Source organism: Halegenticoccus soli, from assembly GCF_002844195.1.
Classification (GTDB): Archaea; Halobacteriota; Halobacteria; order Halobacteriales; family Haloferacaceae; genus Halegenticoccus; species Halegenticoccus soli.
The window spans coordinates 1-14,316 of sequence record NZ_PEND01000003.1; the positions used below are offsets into that span (position 1 = coordinate 1).

12 protein-coding genes and 2 pseudogenes are annotated in these 14,316 nt (G+C 62.3%); 3 read left to right on the forward strand and 11 right to left on the reverse strand.

The window, feature by feature from the left end:
* From CNO20_RS08670 to CNO20_RS23690, 3 genes and pseudogenes are all read right to left on the reverse strand, one after another.
* Positions 1–454: FAD-dependent oxidoreductase (locus CNO20_RS08670; protein ID WP_233204035.1), on the reverse strand; the 454-nt coding region annotated here is incomplete at its 3' end.
* Between the two features lie 371 nt (positions 455–825).
* Positions 826–2,169: a S8 family peptidase gene (locus CNO20_RS08675; RefSeq protein WP_101295763.1), complete on the reverse strand. Its 1,344-nt coding sequence runs from the start codon at positions 2,167–2,169 to the stop codon at positions 826–828.
* Positions 2,170–2,299: 130 nt separating this feature from the next.
* Positions 2,300–2,666, reverse strand: a pseudogene (locus CNO20_RS23690) (hypothetical protein).
* Positions 2,667–2,913: 247 nt separating this feature from the next.
* Here CNO20_RS23690 and CNO20_RS08685 point away from each other — a divergent pair.
* Entirely contained in the window at positions 2,914–3,342 is a 429-nt protein-coding gene (locus tag CNO20_RS08685; RefSeq protein ID WP_101296180.1) for an OsmC family protein, read from the forward strand.
* A gap of 73 nt (positions 3,343–3,415) precedes the next feature.
* Here the strand turns inward: CNO20_RS08685 and CNO20_RS23695 are convergent.
* The 8 genes and pseudogenes from CNO20_RS23695 to CNO20_RS08725 all read right to left on the reverse strand — a co-directional run.
* Positions 3,416–3,769 (reverse strand): annotated as a pseudogene (locus tag CNO20_RS23695) (helix-turn-helix transcriptional regulator); the annotation flags it as partial.
* 418 nt (positions 3,770–4,187) lie between these two features.
* Positions 4,188–4,577 (reverse strand): VOC family protein, encoded by a 390-nt coding sequence (locus CNO20_RS08695; RefSeq protein WP_101295765.1) that lies wholly within the window; start codon positions 4,575–4,577, stop codon positions 4,188–4,190.
* 332 nt (positions 4,578–4,909) lie between these two features.
* Positions 4,910–6,028 (reverse strand): class II histone deacetylase, encoded by a 1,119-nt coding sequence (locus tag CNO20_RS08700; RefSeq protein WP_101295766.1) that lies wholly within the window; start codon positions 6,026–6,028, stop codon positions 4,910–4,912.
* 3 nt (positions 6,029–6,031) lie between these two features.
* Complete coding sequence (locus tag CNO20_RS08705) at positions 6,032–7,576, reverse strand: sodium:solute symporter family protein (RefSeq protein ID WP_101295767.1); 1,545 nt, start codon at positions 7,574–7,576, stop codon at positions 6,032–6,034.
* Positions 7,573–7,824 carry a hypothetical protein gene (locus tag CNO20_RS08710; RefSeq protein WP_143423166.1) on the reverse strand — a complete coding sequence of 84 codons (252 nt, stop codon included), beginning with the start codon at positions 7,822–7,824 and terminating at the stop codon, positions 7,573–7,575. The genes CNO20_RS08705 and CNO20_RS08710 overlap by 4 nt, the downstream gene beginning before the upstream one ends.
* Before the next feature lie 519 nt (positions 7,825–8,343).
* Complete coding sequence (locus CNO20_RS08715) at positions 8,344–10,011, reverse strand: aldehyde ferredoxin oxidoreductase family protein (protein ID WP_101295769.1); 1,668 nt, start codon at positions 10,009–10,011, stop codon at positions 8,344–8,346.
* Between the two features lie 2 nt (positions 10,012–10,013).
* Entirely contained in the window at positions 10,014–11,141 is a 1,128-nt protein-coding gene (locus CNO20_RS08720) for an ABC transporter ATP-binding protein (protein WP_101295770.1), read from the reverse strand.
* Between the two features lies 1 nt (position 11,142).
* On the reverse strand, positions 11,143–12,234 hold the full coding sequence (locus CNO20_RS08725; RefSeq protein ID WP_158237380.1) for an ABC transporter substrate-binding protein: 1,092 nt from the start codon (positions 12,232–12,234) through the stop codon (positions 11,143–11,145).
* A 295-nt stretch (positions 12,235–12,529) separates the two neighbouring features.
* Here CNO20_RS08725 and CNO20_RS08730 point away from each other — a divergent pair, with 295 nt between their 5' ends.
* Entirely contained in the window at positions 12,530–13,435 is a 906-nt protein-coding gene (locus CNO20_RS08730; protein ID WP_101295772.1) for an ABC transporter permease, read from the forward strand.
* A 1-nt stretch (position 13,436) separates the two neighbouring features.
* Entirely contained in the window at positions 13,437–14,294 is an 858-nt protein-coding gene (locus tag CNO20_RS08735) for an ABC transporter permease (RefSeq protein ID WP_101295773.1), read from the forward strand.
* The last annotated feature ends 22 nt before the right edge of the window (positions 14,295–14,316 follow it).

Below are 14,316 nucleotides of genomic sequence, written 5' to 3' on the forward strand. Positions count from 1 at the left end.
CGTTTTCGTAGTAGATGGCGCTTGGAACGTCGCCTAGAGCCGGGAACCGATCCCGCGCCTCCTCGGGCGACACGTCGTACAGCCGATCGGCCGGTGGGTGATCCGATTTCGCCCGTCGGGCGTAGATGCGTTTCCGGCCTTCGGAGAAGGCCGTATCGTCCTCCGAACGACTGGCTACGAGGATGCCGCACTGGCTGTACCCGGTCTCTTCTACCCCGCTCTCTCCTAACTCGGCTGTCAGCGAGCGGTAGTAGCTCGCCGCCTCGACGGCAAACTCGTACCACGTTTCGGAGTCGTGACGGCTGGTTTCGGGCGAGACGATGCCGGCTCCGGCGTCGGTCGCTCGACCGGGATCCCGCCGGTCGACGAGAAGCGCGCTGGCGCCGGCGCTCGACAGGTGGTATCCGACCGAAGCGCCCACGATTCCCCCGCCGACGATTATGACGTCGTACACGTGACGGGTGACTTCGTACAGTCATATAAAACCGCGTTGCGGTCCGAGCGAGCTTCGCAGCGAAGTTCGGTCACGTCGGTATGGGAGTACCGACGGTCGAGTTCCCCGACAGCGGAGACAACGCGCTCATCGCCGGTGCGGACGGGGGCCGAGTGCGTTTTTTTGACGGAACCCGACCGCGCCGTATCGCCCGCCGCGATCCTCCAAGCGACCGCCGGGCGGCACACCGTTTTTCGACCGATCGGCGAGCCGCTCCTCGGCGCGCGGGATCGACGGACTCGCGACGTCTGTGGAGGGTTGAACATCGACGCGCCGAGGGAACCGTCTCCGACGAACGCTGAATGCGCGGCGCCGCCGGCGGCGAGAGTCGCTCAGTTTTGTACCGCGCCGAGCGTGTTCAGGTACCCCGATCCGTAGTAGGATTTGTCGTAGCCCTCCGGGACCGACGCGGCCTGCTCCAACGCGGTCTGCACCTGCCCGGCGGTGAAGTCTGGGTGGACGCTCCGGACCAGCGCCACGGCAGCGGTCACTTGCGGCGCGGCCATCGAGGTGCCGGCGACCCAGTCGTAGCCGTACTCCGTCCCTTCGTACGTCCCGTCGGCGGCGTAGTCCGGGATAGCGACGCAGTTCAGCACGAAGTCCCGGAACCAGCCTTCGGGCCTGTCGTCCCCATCGTCGTCCAGAACGTCGGCGCTCGCGCTGCCGCCGGGTGCGGCGAGATCGATGGCGTTCGTCCCGTAGTTCGTGTAGAACGAGGGCGCGTGCGGCGGCGCCTCCAGTCCGGGATCCCCCCACGCGAACCCGACGGGTCCCGTGGCGCTGACGTTGACGCTCCTCGCGCTCTCGCTGGTGTCGACGTGGTTCCCGTCGTGCTGGAGGTCGGTACTGACGTTCCCCGCCGCGTGGACGAGGAGTGTGCCCCGTCGGGTGGCGTAGGTCGCCGTCCGATTGAGCGCCTTCCCCCAGAACGGGCCGAGTCCCCGTCGGTCGAGGTACGCCCCAAGACTCAGGTTCGCAGCGTCCGCGTCGATCTCGGCGCTGTAGACGATCGCCGCGAGAACGTCGCCGAAGAATCCCGTCAGCGTCTCCGCGGCGTCCGTCTCGGAGAACACGCGGCAGTCGACGAGTTCGGCGGCGGGTGCGCTGCCGACGACGCCGACCTCGTTTCGGTCGGACGCGGCGACGATGCCGGCGACGTGGGTTCCGTGGTAGCCGCCGTACGGTTCGCCGACGCCGAGGTCGTCCTCCGTGAAGTTTCTCGAGAGGCCCTCGTTCACAGCGCGTTCGAGGTCGGGGTGGTCCGCGGCGATCCCAGTGTCGATGACGGCGACGCGCGATCCTTCGCCGCGCGTCACCTCGTGAACCTCGGGGATCCGCTGGTCCCGTTTGTCCCACTGGAGGTCGTACAGCGGTTCGTCGCTCGCGCTCTCGCTCGCTCGCGCCGGCCTGTCGACGGGGTCGGTGCGCGCGACGCTCACGTCGCGTGCGTACCGCTCGCCCAGGTCTTTCACGTCGCGTTCCGCGCCGCGAACGACGGAGAGGCTGACCGGTTCGAGGCGGTGGACGACGTCGAGGTTGGATCGGTCGTCGACCGAGGCGGTGTTGACCAGGAAACGCTCCCGCGGAGCGGCTGTCGCACTACGCGCCGTCAGTCCAACTCCCCCGACCACCACGCCGCTCGTCCCGAGGAATTTCCGCCGAGAATATCCTACCATGTCCGGATATAATTCACAGAAGATATTAATTAAATGATTTGATTCGATTACGGTAAGGTGTCGGGGGCGGCTACTGGCGTCTCACTGGGCGGAATCGGGATTCCGCCCGCAGGCTACGCTCAGATCTCTATCAGAACCCTTGGCGGAGTTGTGGAAGAACGCCCTCGAGGAGTTTTTCCCATGATCTCCCGAAGAATGAGTGGCGGAGTCTCGTGCTCGGATGCGACGCCCCGCCGATCTTCGGCTTCCGCTGTCGAGTGCTGGAAGTGAGCCCGGCCGAGGTCGGGATGGTCCTCGTCTCGGTGTCACCCTGCGCGAAATCCCGTGTTCGGATCACTGTAGTTCACGCGAAACCAGTCGTGAGGAGTCCGGCGATACCACGTAACGATGATTTCCGGCGACTCGGGTCCGGTCGGTGGGTCAAGGCGAGTCGGGTCAAGCGTCGCTTTCGGCTGTTTCGCCTCGACGTCGTTCGGGATATGTTCGACAGCCGTCACGTGAGGGACGCGGTCAAGGACGTCACGCCCGAGTTGTTCGACCAAGTGAGCGTTCGGATCGCCGCCAGGGTGCGGGACTGACCTCGGTCAATTCTCGGCCTCGGCGCGTTCTGCAGGAGTCAGGAGATCCCACTCGCGGATGGCGAGACCAACGGCCAGGATGCGTCGCTCAAGCCACCACCGTCGCCGCCGAAAAACTCCTGCGCCGGTATCTCCAAATGAATGCCGACCGTACGACGAGATGGAGATGACCGCAAGACAAGCTGAAACGACCTGGCAGGGTGGAAAGGACGGAAGCGGCGACTTCGAGACCGAGAGTGGGCAAATCGAAGGGACTTTCCGATTCCCGACCCGCTTCGAAGACGAGCCCGGGACGAATCCCGAAGAGCTCATCGGGGCAGCCCACTCGGGCTGTTTCTCGATGCAGCTGACGGCGTTCCTCGAAGAAGAGGGGTACGCGCCCGATCGCCTCCACACCCAGGCGGATGTTCACCTCGAACGAGCCGACAGCGGGGGCTTCGAAATTCCGCGCATCGAGCTCACACTAGAAGCCGCCGTTCCCGACATCGACCAGGAGACGTTCGACGAGCTCGCCCAGCGCGCCAAGGAGAATTGCCCGGTCTCGAAGGCGTTAGCCGGCCCGGACATCACACTCGACGCGACCCTCGAAAGCTAACCGCACTCCTTCCTGTTTTTGGGCCTCAACCTTCCGCGAGGATGTCCTCTCTCTCTCGTACACGCTGGGGCAGTTACCGCCCCTTGGAGGCAAGGCGTACGATCCACCGGGTAAAGACATCGGACGTGAGAGGATCGATCTCGTCGGTCCCGACGAGCGGAGAGAACGCATTCCCGGCCATCAGTAACGAGAAGTCGAGCTCCTCCTTCGCTGGGAGAAGGACGTACGTTTGCCGTCCGTCGTGCGTCGCTTCTTCCCGGCGGATCAGTCCCTCGGATTCGAGGCTGGTCGCCAGACGACTTCCCGTTCGACTGCTCACCCCCAGTTCCTTCCAGAGCTCGCTCTGGTAGAGTCCCCCCCGCTCGCGGATGAGTGCCAACGCGCGCGTTTCTCGGGTATCCGGGTCAGCATCCGTCTCGGCAGTTGATCCGACCGCTGCGCGTCCGCTCTGCGTCCGAGAGGGCGCAGGGGCGCGGCCGTTCGTCGGTTTAAGCAGGTAGGTCCGCTGGCCCTCGCTCGTCGTCTGCTCTCGCGTGAGAAGTCCCTTCCCTTCGAGAGCAGTCGCGAGACGGCTGCCTGTACGGCTCGAAACGTCGAGTGTTTTCCACAGATTGCTCTGGAGGAGGCTACCTTCGGAAACAATCAGGTCGTACGCTCGCTTTTCGATCGGAGAGAGATCCGCCTCTGTACTCATTCTCGTCGTACTGAATAATAGGCGCTCACCGGCTAAAGCCTCATCGCTCCGTCGCGAGAGTGGAGAGGGAGAGGACAAGGGTCATTCCGACTATAGTTCTCGATTGAACCTATCTCTCAACCGTGGTCGGCGTCCAAGTTACTCTGTCACGTCACTCGCTCCGCGTCGCGATTGCCCACAGGTTTCCCTCGGGATCTCTCACCATCCCCCGCCGATCTGGGTCGTCCTCCCGCTGCATCGGCTCCTGGATGGCGGTACCACCTGTTTCGAGCGCACGCTGGTAGGCGGTATCGACATCTGGCACGTAGACGTGGACCACTGATGCGGACGCCGAAACGGTGTCATCCCCTTCTCCGAGCATGATAACTGTGTCGTCAAGGCGTACTTCGACGTGCATGATGGACCCATCGGGCCGATCATACCGCCGGAGTTCAGCCGCGTCGAACACAGCCGCGAGAAAGTCGATGACGCGCTGAGCGTCTTTGACTATCAGGTAGGGTGAGACGCTGGAATACCCCTCCGGTTTGAAGTGACGGTTCATGAGTGCTTCCCCGGTTTGCTACGCGATAGCTGAGGGCATATCACTATCGACAGAGAGTACTGACCGTTACGAATTCGCGAATCCGTTCCGCGGTTCCGCGGTTCCGCCGTCCGCCAGTACCGGACGGCGACGTCGCGGGCGCGGTTTCTCATAGCCCGGATCGAGGCCGTATCTGGGATGAATCTCGGCGGGAAGCCGAGTCACCGTCCCGTAGATCCGTTCGCCTGGCTCGACGAGGACGTCTGCACGAAGGAATCACCGAGGCCGTAGATGATCCGCGCGCCGTCGTCGATCCCGATTCTTCCGAAACGTACCCGACAGCTGCCAGCCGGTCAGGTATCGACGGCGGGCCAGCGGTCAGCGAACGCCGTTGCAACGTCGTCGATCGCTCGCCGCGCCGACTCGACGTCCTCGTCGAGCCAGGCAAACGGATCTTCGATCCCCGTTTCGATTCCGAGCGCGCCTTCGAGGACACCGAGAGTCGCGTAGGGGAGGTGGCTGATTTGGTACCCGCCCTCTTGGACGAGCACGAGTCGGCCGTCGGCGGACTGCTCGCTCAACCGCCGGGCGCGTCGGCCAAACGTCTCGAATCCCTCCTTCGTGACGACACACCGGCCGAGCGGGTCGACTGTACCGGGATCCTGCCCCGCACTGATGAGCAGGAGATCCGGATCGAACGCCCCGATTACGGGCTCCACGATTCGATCGAAGGCGTACGCGTACCCGTCGTTACCGGTGCCCGGCGGCAGCGGGACGTTGAGATTGTACCCGTATCCGTCGCCCGCCCCGTACTCGTCTCCGTCACCGGTTTGAGGGTGCGCTTCCGGATCCCACGACCAGTGCTCGTTGTGAAGGCTGACGAAGAGCACGTCGTCACGGTCGTAGAACGCTTCCTGGGTCCCGTTTCCGTGGTGGACGTCCCAATCGAGGATTGCTACGCGATCGGCCAGACCGGTCTCCCGGGCGTGTTCAGCCGCAATCGCGACGTTGTTGAAAAAGCAGAAACCGTCGGCCTGCGCCGGCTGAGCGTGGTGACCGCTCGGGCGACAGAGCGCGTACGGCAGCTCGTCGCTCTCGAACGCCCGCTCTGTCACTTGCACGGCGGCGCCAGCCGCGTGTCGTGCTGCGGTCCAAGACGCCTCGTTCGCACCGGTTTCGGCCGTGAGTCGCCCGCCGCCAGCCTCGCAGAAACGCTCGAACGCGTCGACGTACTCGGGCTCGTGGACGCGAGCGAGCTGTTCGTCGGTCACTGGATCAACGGGCTCCCAGTCGACGCGGTCCGCGATGGTGTGTTCGATGATGTGGCGGATATTGCGAATTCGCTCCTCGCGATCCGGGTGCGGCTCTTTCACCGCAAGTCGGCCGGTCCACTCTGCCTCGAACTCGCCCGCCGGCGGCTCGTGGGCCAGAAAGCTGTCGTCCCAGTAGACGGCAAGGTTTTTCTCTGTCATCGTTTAGTCGTTATCGACCGGCGAGAGCGGTTCGTACTCGCCGAGGACGTTCCCGCGGCTCTTCAAATCGAGCGTTTTGGACCCGTCGTACTCGGAGATCTCTTCGAAGAGTTCGTCCACGTAGTCGACCTCCGGTCCGAGATACGCGCCGACCACGTACATCGCCACGTTCACCGGTAACCCGATGATAGCACCGGTGAACCCGGCGATAGCGGGACCGCCGAAGCTAGAGGCCATGGTGAGGTTGATAGTGAAGGTAACCGTAAGCCCGAGAACGATGCCGGCGAACGCGCCGTACTTGTTACCCCGCTTCCAAAACAGTCCCAGGACAATTGGAGGAACGAGGTGAACGATCCCCTCATAGGCCCAAATCGCGATCTTCGCCAGAAGCGGGAGATCGAGCGTCGCCAGGTAGAACGCGATCGCGACCCACAGCACGATAACGGCGCGCGAGATGTTCACCGCGTCCTTCGTCGAAATATCGGGCTTGAGTTCTTTGACGACGTTCCAGGACGTGACGACGCCCAGCGTGGCGAGCTGCGAATCGATGCTCGACATCCCCGCGGCGAGGACGATAATGCCAACGCCTGCGAGAAGGAGTGGTCCACCGGCCATTCGTGCCATCACGAAGAAAGCGCTCTCGCCGGCCTCGGTTACCTGCGGAACGAGGCTCGCACCCATTCCAAGCACGAGCAGAGCGAAGGTAGCGACGACCGCGAGAAGCGGAGCGCCGACGGCGACCTTTTTCACCTCCCGCACGTCCTTTGCCAGGAAGATCCGGTTGAATACTTCGAGCCAGGCGTACCCGCCGATCGTCCCGGTGAGGATAATTGACGCCCAGTAGCCGCTACTGTCCTGCACCGTCAGCAGGCTTGGAGTTTTCGCCGCGACTTGGCCGAGCAGAGGGCCGAAGCCGCCGAACAGGCTGTGGGCGATCCAGACGAGGGCGACCAACAGAATGATTGTGGAAATTATCCCCTGGACGAAATCTGTGATCACGACGCTTCGCATCCCTGCGAACACGATATAACCGAGAACGACGAGCGTGATGATGCCCATCCCGACGTTGAACGGAATCGTCCCGTTAGTCGCCTCCTCCATGAGGAAACCGAACGTCTTGATGCTCAGGACCTGCCACGGCGCTCCGATGATGATCCCGCCGATCGCCATCAGGACGGCCAGGCCCGGCGAGTTGTACCGAAGGCGGATGAAATCGGGCATGTTGTAGAGGTCGTGGAGCTTCCCCCACTTCCACACCCGCGGTGCGAGAGCGTAATAGACGACCAGCGCGGCAATGGTGTAAATCACCAGGTAGAAGGCGATCACGCCGCCCGATCCCGCCCACGCAAACCAACTCGTATACACACTCGCCACGAGCCAGGTCGCTAACACGGTGAATATCATCATCCACCACGGGTACGACCGCCCGGCGACGGCGTACTCCTCCATCGTACTGTCCCGCATACGACCGTAGAGTAGAACCACTACGCCGAGCAGCGCGAGATACGCGAAAATAAGCAGAGCCGGTAGGAGATCTGAGAGCGTCATCCGACTACCTCCCCTCGTTTGCACTCGATCCAGTAGAGCGCAGAAAGGCCAAGTGCCATCATGACTCCGACGAACAGTGTCCAGAACAGGACGAACGACAGACCGAACACCGACGGCTCCATCCGGTTCACGAAACTGAAGAACGGCGGCATCACGGAGAGAAAGAGTGCGAGGAAGTACGCGGAAAAGAGGATCGTTACGGTGCGCCTCCGCGGTCTCTGTACTAGCTGTGCTACTACACCGCTCACGTTCACTCGTGGCATGTTTGGTAACTAGTAGCAATACAAAGAGTATCACGTATTTATGTGTATCGTCGAAACCGATCAGTGCATCGAGCGTTCTCCAGGCGCTGCCAACGGCAGTCGGGAGAGGCTCTGTTCGATCTCGAGCAGGCGAGGGATCTCTCAGTTCGTTTGAGTAACCGGACGCTGTTCGCTGGCCTTCACCCGTAACCCGAAGGCCAGTAACTCGTGAAGGGGAGAGGACGGATCCGTGCTTGACGTTGTCTCTGTCATTACGCGCCTATGTCTGACATCGATACTGACAGGATGGGCGTGATCCACGCGGCGGAGTTGCGGTTCGCAGAACGCCTTGCCAACCGCCCGCACAGGCGACCGCGCTGTACCTCCGGTGGTCTGGAGTTTCGAACCCGCCTCGACTCCGCTAGCCGGGAAGATGGTATCCGTTCGACGTACTCGGTCTCACGACGAGGAGAAAACTTGCGAGCGCCGACGATGTCACCGTGGTTCTTCCGGAGAGACTACCGCTTACACGGCCGCAGAAACCCGCGCTTCCGGAACCGTCCCGTCGTCGCTCCAGCCCCGTTCCGCGTAGTAGGTCGAGAGAGCCTCGTCGAACCCCGGCAGGCCGTAGGGGAGCGTATCGTCCCCGCGGTCGAAGCCGCGTCGGTTGTTGAAGTGACGCTCGAGATCGACGATCCGTGCACCGACCGCGAGTAAGTCCCCGTAGTCGGCGCCGAAGAGCGCTTCGAGGCGTTCCGGGGTCACGTAACTCCCCGAAAACTTGCACACGACGCCGCTGTCCTTCACCGCGTTCGCGTTCTCGGCGGCGACGAGGGTCGAAGCCTTTCCCTCTAGTCCCTCGGGAGGGAACGCCTCCTCTTGGCTCACGAGGGGGTACTCGTAGTCGTAGAACTCAGCGTACATGTGGTCAGCGCCGCGGTTGGCGGTTGCAAACGCCAGTCCTTGACCGTGGAGCGCACGCCCGTCGTGGGCGGGAAACTCCATACCCTTCACGGTCCAGTTTTCAACGCCCAGTTCATCGGCGATTCGATCGACTCCCTCCGCGAGGAAATCGCCGACGCCCTCCCGATAGGCGATCTTTTTGACCGTCTCGTGGACCAGGTCCACATTGCCAAATTCGCCTTCCGCTTTCAGGTACGCTGCGACGACGTCGCCACAGGAGATGGTGTCCATCCCGAGAGAGTCACAGAGTTCGTTCGATTTCATGACGGCAACGACGTCGTCGACAGCCTGGTTCGAGCCGAACGCCATCACCGTCTCGAACTCCGGACCCTCTGTCTCGATGTTCGCTTCCCCGTCGCGCGTCGGTAGTTTGCAGGCGAACGCGCAGGCGGAGCAGGTACCCTTCCGGTACTTCTTCTCCTCGACCGCGTCGCCGTTGATTCCCTCGACGCCCTCGAAGGAGCGTTCGGCGAAGTAGCGGGTGGGAAGCGCACGGACCTCGTTCGCGAGGTCGGTTATGCTCGCGGTGCCTTGCCGTTTCATGATATGGTCATCGGTGGCGGCTTCGCGATGAACCTCCGTCTGGATAGCCGGAACGTCGATGTCGTGGCTGGCAGCGCCGTCGAAGGTGATCGCCTTCACGCCCTTTGCACCCAGTACGGCCCCTAACCCGCCTCGGCCGAAAGCGCGGCCGGACGAGGTCACGATGGCGGCGAACCGGACGCGGTTCTCGCCCGCCGGTCCGATCGCGGCGAGGTGTTCGCTGCCGAACCCTCGTTCTTCGTCGAGAGATGCCTCTACTTCGGGGACGGCGGCTCCTTCGAGGTCGGGAACGTCCTCGAACTCGACGCCCTCGTCGGTGACGTGGACGACGAGCAGGTCGTCACTCTCGCCCGTAAGCTGGACCGCACCGTAGCCGGTCGCGGCGAAATTTCTGGAGAGGAAGCCGCCGGCGTTCGAAGAGAGGAGGCCGCCGGTTAACGGCGAGACGCCCGTGCAGTTCATCCGCCCGGTGAAGCTCATCCGCGAGATCTGCATCGGCCCCGTCGTGAAGAACAGGCTGTTAGTCGGATCGAACGGATCGACTCCGAACGGGATCCGCTCGTGAGCGAGCCGCGTCGCCACCCCGCGTCCGCCGATGAACGCCTCCAGCACCGCGTCGATATCCTCCAGTTCAGTCTCGCGCGAACCCACGTCGACGGTCAGAAGTGGTCCCGTTGCGTGGAGCATGGTTACTGCTCGATGAGCTCGCAGTCCGAGGGTTCGAAACCGACGACGACCGCTTCCCCCTCCTGAAACTGCGATTCCTGCCGCGTCTTTTGTCGCTGTGCGACCAGCGTTCGAGTCCCGATATCGACAACGTACTTCGTAGTCGCACCCTTGTAGATGACGTCGTCGACGGTCCCCCGATACCGGTTCGCCAGCTCGTCACCGCCGCCGGGGCGGGTAAGTGTGACGTTCTCGGGTCGAACCGACACGCCCACCTCGACACCCGGGGGGAAACCGCTGTCGCCGACGGCGAGCGTCTCCGTGCCCGTGTCGACGCCGAGCCCTTCCTCGGAGCTGGTCGTCACTCCGGTCAGGAGATTCGTTTCGCCGAGGAACGTCGCCACAAACGTCGTTTCCGGGTGGTCGTACAGCTCTGTGGGCGGGCCGACCTGCTCCAATCTCCCCTCGTTCATCACCGCAATCCGGTCGGACATCGTCATCGCCGCCTCCTGATCGTGCGTGACGTAGAGGAAGGTGATCCCGAGTTGCTCCTGGATGTCCTTCAGTTCGACCTGCATGCGCTGACGGAGCCCCCGGTCGAGGCTCGCCAGCGGCTCGTCCAGCAGGAGGACGTCCGGCTCACGAACGATGGCGCGGGCCATGGCGACGCGCTGTTTCTGGCCGCCGGAAAGTTCGCCGATGCTGCGGTCACCGTATCCGGGAAGCTCAACGAGTTCGAGTACCTCCGTAACCCGTTCCTCACGCTCGGGCTTCGGGACGTTGTCCATCTCGAGCCCGAACGCTATGTTCTCTTTGACCGTCATGTGGGGAAAGAGGGCCCACTCCTGGAAGACCATGCTCGTGTTCCGTTTGTTCGCGGTCAGGTCGGTGACGCGCTCGCCGTCGATGAAGATGTCCCCGTCAGTTGGCGTTTCGAGCCCGCTGACACAGCGCAGCGTCGTCGTTTTCCCGCAGCCGGACGGACCGACCAGCGTGATGAACTCGCCGGGGCGGATTTCGATGTCGAAGTCTGCCACCGCGGTGACGTCGTCGTACTCTTTGCGTAACCCGCCGATGCGGATGTGACCCGTCTCTTCGGCCGATCTGGAGGCTGCCGATTCGGCGCTTGCTCCTGTCTGCTCTACGGGCATACTACAACCCCGCTCGCGCCTTCGCCTCCGACCACATGTCCGTCCATTCGTCCGTGTGTTCGGAGAACTGGTACGGAATGCACTTCTCGACGATGGTCTCGGCCGCGTCGAAGCCGTTCTGGTTGAACGTGAGCGAGACCTGTTCCTCCTCGGAAAACTGGTCGTAGGCGTTTTCGTTCACCGGAATCCCCTTGTTGCCGGGTTTCCAGCAGACCGAGTACTGTCCCTCGGGGGTCGTGACGTCGTTGATGAATTCGACCGCAAGCTTGCGGTTGTGCGGATTCTTCACCACGCAGGCCCCCTCGGTCCACGCGATGCCGCCCGCCTGCTCAGTGAGCAGCGTCTTCACCCACTTTGCGCCCTCGTGGTACATCGTGCTGAAGTAGTAATTCCCGATGGGCGCAAGCCAAATGTCCTCGTTCTGCATCGCCTGTCGCGTGTCGCTCCCGCCCCCGTAGACGGCCTCGACGTTCTCGAACATTTGGATGAGCTTCTCTTTGATGTCCGCGAGTTCGTCTTCGCTCTGCTGGTACGGCTCGTACCCGAGCCGAATAGCGATAGCCGGGATGACCCACGTCGGCCAGTCGACAGTGCCCACTTTCCCTTTGAATTCGCCGCTCTCGCCGCCGGTCCAGAACAGTTCGTACCCGGTTTCGGTCGCCATCTCCTCGTCCACTTCGTTCGTGTTGATGGTGAGCGAGTCCCAACCCCACCGGGTCGGAACGCCGTACATCTCGTCCTCCCAGCTGAACGGCTCGAACGGATACTGGTAGCGCTCGATGAAATTATCCATCTCCCTGAAGTCCTCAGGGTCGAGCGCTTCGATAGTGCCCGCGCGTGCGTGGCGCTGGACCCACGTGTTGTCGATGACCATCACGTCGTACTCGCTGGTCCCGCCGCCCTGGAGGATGTTGAACGCCTCCGTGTCGGAGCCGATGAGCTTCACGTTCACGTCTACCCCGCGGTCTTTGTACTTTCCGAGCAGGTCGTCGTGATCGTATCCCTCCCACGTGAGGATGTTGAGTACTTGTTCGTCGCCGCTCTCCTCGGTCGTCCCACCCCCGCCGCTCGCTCCTACGTCTCGCTTTCCCATACAACCGGTTAGCCCTGCGACGCTCGCCGCGCCCGCTACCTTCAGGAAGGCTCGCCGTCCGTCGGTTGGCTCGGCGCTGTATCTCCGTCCGTGACCGTCATCCGTGCTCTCATTTGCCATCGTATGAACTGACAGATTACCCTCCCGATTAATATATCTTCTTATAAATTACCTTACCTAATGGGACAGAATATCATCAAAGTCCGATTCAATTGAACGTATTAAGGAGTACTTGCCAATCGGCAGAATCAAAGACAAGATTGAAGAGGGTCCGTGCGAAGGACTGTGTTAGACCATGGCAACAAGTGACGGGAAACGCTCGGCGCTGGGTGAGCGCTTCGAGAGAGCGGTCGACCGCTCTCCGCTCCCGGCCGGCGTCGTCGTAACAAGCGGCCCGGTTCTCCTCTTGCAGCTGTTGTTCTTCGTCGGTCCGCTGTTCATCATGGTGACGATTGCGACCATGGAGATGGAGAACCTCGTCCTGATTCCCGACTACAGTCTCGACAACTTCGTCGAGGTTTTCACCGGATTCGTTCCCCGGACGGCGTTCACCAACACCGTACTCATCTCGGTGCTCACTACGCTGTCGGCGATCGTCATTGCGTACCCGATCGCCTACTTCATCGCCCGCAGGGGCGGGTCCCACAAGAACCAGCTTCTGATACTGGTGATGATCCCGTGGTGGACAAATTTTATCGTTCGCGTCTACGGGTGGCGGCTCATCCTCGGATCGCGCGGGGTGGTCAACTCCGCGCTCATCTACGCCGGTTTCATCGATCAGCCCATCGATTGGTTGTTGAACACGAAGTTTTCCATTTGGCTCGGGCTGACCTACCTCTGGCTGCCGTTCATGATACTCCCGCTCTACACCAGTTTGGAGAAGATGGACCAGTCGCTCATCGATGCCGCCTACGATCTCGGCGCCTCCCGCTGGGTCGTGTTCCGGCGTATCATCCTTCCGCTCTCGTTCTCCGGCCTGGTCGGGGGCACCATGTTCGTGTTCATCTTCAGCATGGGATCGTACATCGTCCCTTCGATGCTCGGGGGCGGCACGACGTTCGTCGGCCCGCTGATCGACTATCAGTTCGGCTTCGGCGGCGACTGGCCTATGGGCGCAGCCATCGCGAGCGTCCTGATGCTCATCGTGATGGTGGTGCTACGCGCCCTGATGCGCCACGTCGAGATCGAGGAGATGATCTGACATGAGCGGCGGAACCGACGTTACGACCGGCGACCGCCCGTCGGAGATGACCGAAACTGGCCTCCCGCTCCGCCGCCTCCGGGACGTTCTCGACACCTACTGGATCCACGTCTGGACTCTGCTCGTGTTCGCATTCCTCTATTTCCCTATCGTCGTGCTCGTCGTCTTCTCCTTCGAGAAAGGAACCTACTCGACGCTTCCCTGGAGCGGCTTCACAGTGCAATGGTACGCGGAGATGGTCACCGACCAGGTGCTCATCGATTCGGCGACCAACAGCGCCATCGTCGCCGTGTTCGTCACTGTTATCGGCACAACTCTCGGGACGCTCGGTGCCATCAGCCTCGTCCGCTACGAGTTCAAACTCAAGAGCGTCTACCGCTCGCTCATCATCGCACCGATGACCGTCCCCGGACTCATCCTCGGCGTCGGTCTCCTGATGTGGTTCAAATACCTCGGCTTCAGTACCGACCTGAAGACGGTGATGATCGGGCAGCTCGTCTTCGTCACGCCGTTCGTCCTTATCACCGTTAGCGCCAGCCTCAGCGGCTTCGACCCGCATCTCGAAGAGGCGGCACGCGACCTCGGGGCGAGCCGCTGGCAGACGTACCGCCGCGTCACCATCCCGATGCTCATGCCCGGCATCGTGAGCGGAGCGATGTTCGCCTTCGCACTTTCGTTCGACGACTTCCTCATCGCCTTCTTTACCAGCGGGGTGAAGAACACGCTCCCGGTCTACCTGTGGTCGCGCATGAACCACGGCATCAGTCCGGTCATCAACGCGATCTCCACCGTCGTGTTGCTGTTCAGCATCGTCCTCATCGTGGGAAGCGAACTGCTCCGACGACGCAATGAATTGTAGGATCGCGGCGGCTCGGACGCCG

Bases quoted from the DNA above. Each gene is read 5' to 3' on its own strand.
- CNO20_RS08675 (WP_101295763.1), bottom strand. From the start codon at position 2,169: ATGGTAGGATATTCTCGGCGGAAATTCCTCGGGACGAGCGGCGTGGTG.
- CNO20_RS08685 (WP_101296180.1), top strand. From the start codon at position 2,914: ATGACCGCAAGACAAGCTGAAACGACCTGGCAGGGTGGAAAGGACGGA.
- CNO20_RS08695 (WP_101295765.1), bottom strand. From the start codon at position 4,577: ATGAACCGTCACTTCAAACCGGAGGGGTATTCCAGCGTCTCACCCTAC.
- CNO20_RS08700 (WP_101295766.1), bottom strand. From the start codon at position 6,028: ATGACAGAGAAAAACCTTGCCGTCTACTGGGACGACAGCTTTCTGGCC.
- CNO20_RS08705 (WP_101295767.1), bottom strand. From the start codon at position 7,576: ATGACGCTCTCAGATCTCCTACCGGCTCTGCTTATTTTCGCGTATCTC.
- CNO20_RS08715 (WP_101295769.1), bottom strand. From the start codon at position 10,011: ATGCTCCACGCAACGGGACCACTTCTGACCGTCGACGTGGGTTCGCGC.
- CNO20_RS08720 (WP_101295770.1), bottom strand. From the start codon at position 11,141: ATGCCCGTAGAGCAGACAGGAGCAAGCGCCGAATCGGCAGCCTCCAGA.
- CNO20_RS08725 (WP_158237380.1), bottom strand. From the start codon at position 12,234: ATGGGAAAGCGAGACGTAGGAGCGAGCGGCGGGGGTGGGACGACCGAG.
- CNO20_RS08730 (WP_101295772.1), top strand. From the start codon at position 12,530: ATGGCAACAAGTGACGGGAAACGCTCGGCGCTGGGTGAGCGCTTCGAG.
- CNO20_RS08735 (WP_101295773.1), top strand. From the start codon at position 13,437: ATGAGCGGCGGAACCGACGTTACGACCGGCGACCGCCCGTCGGAGATG.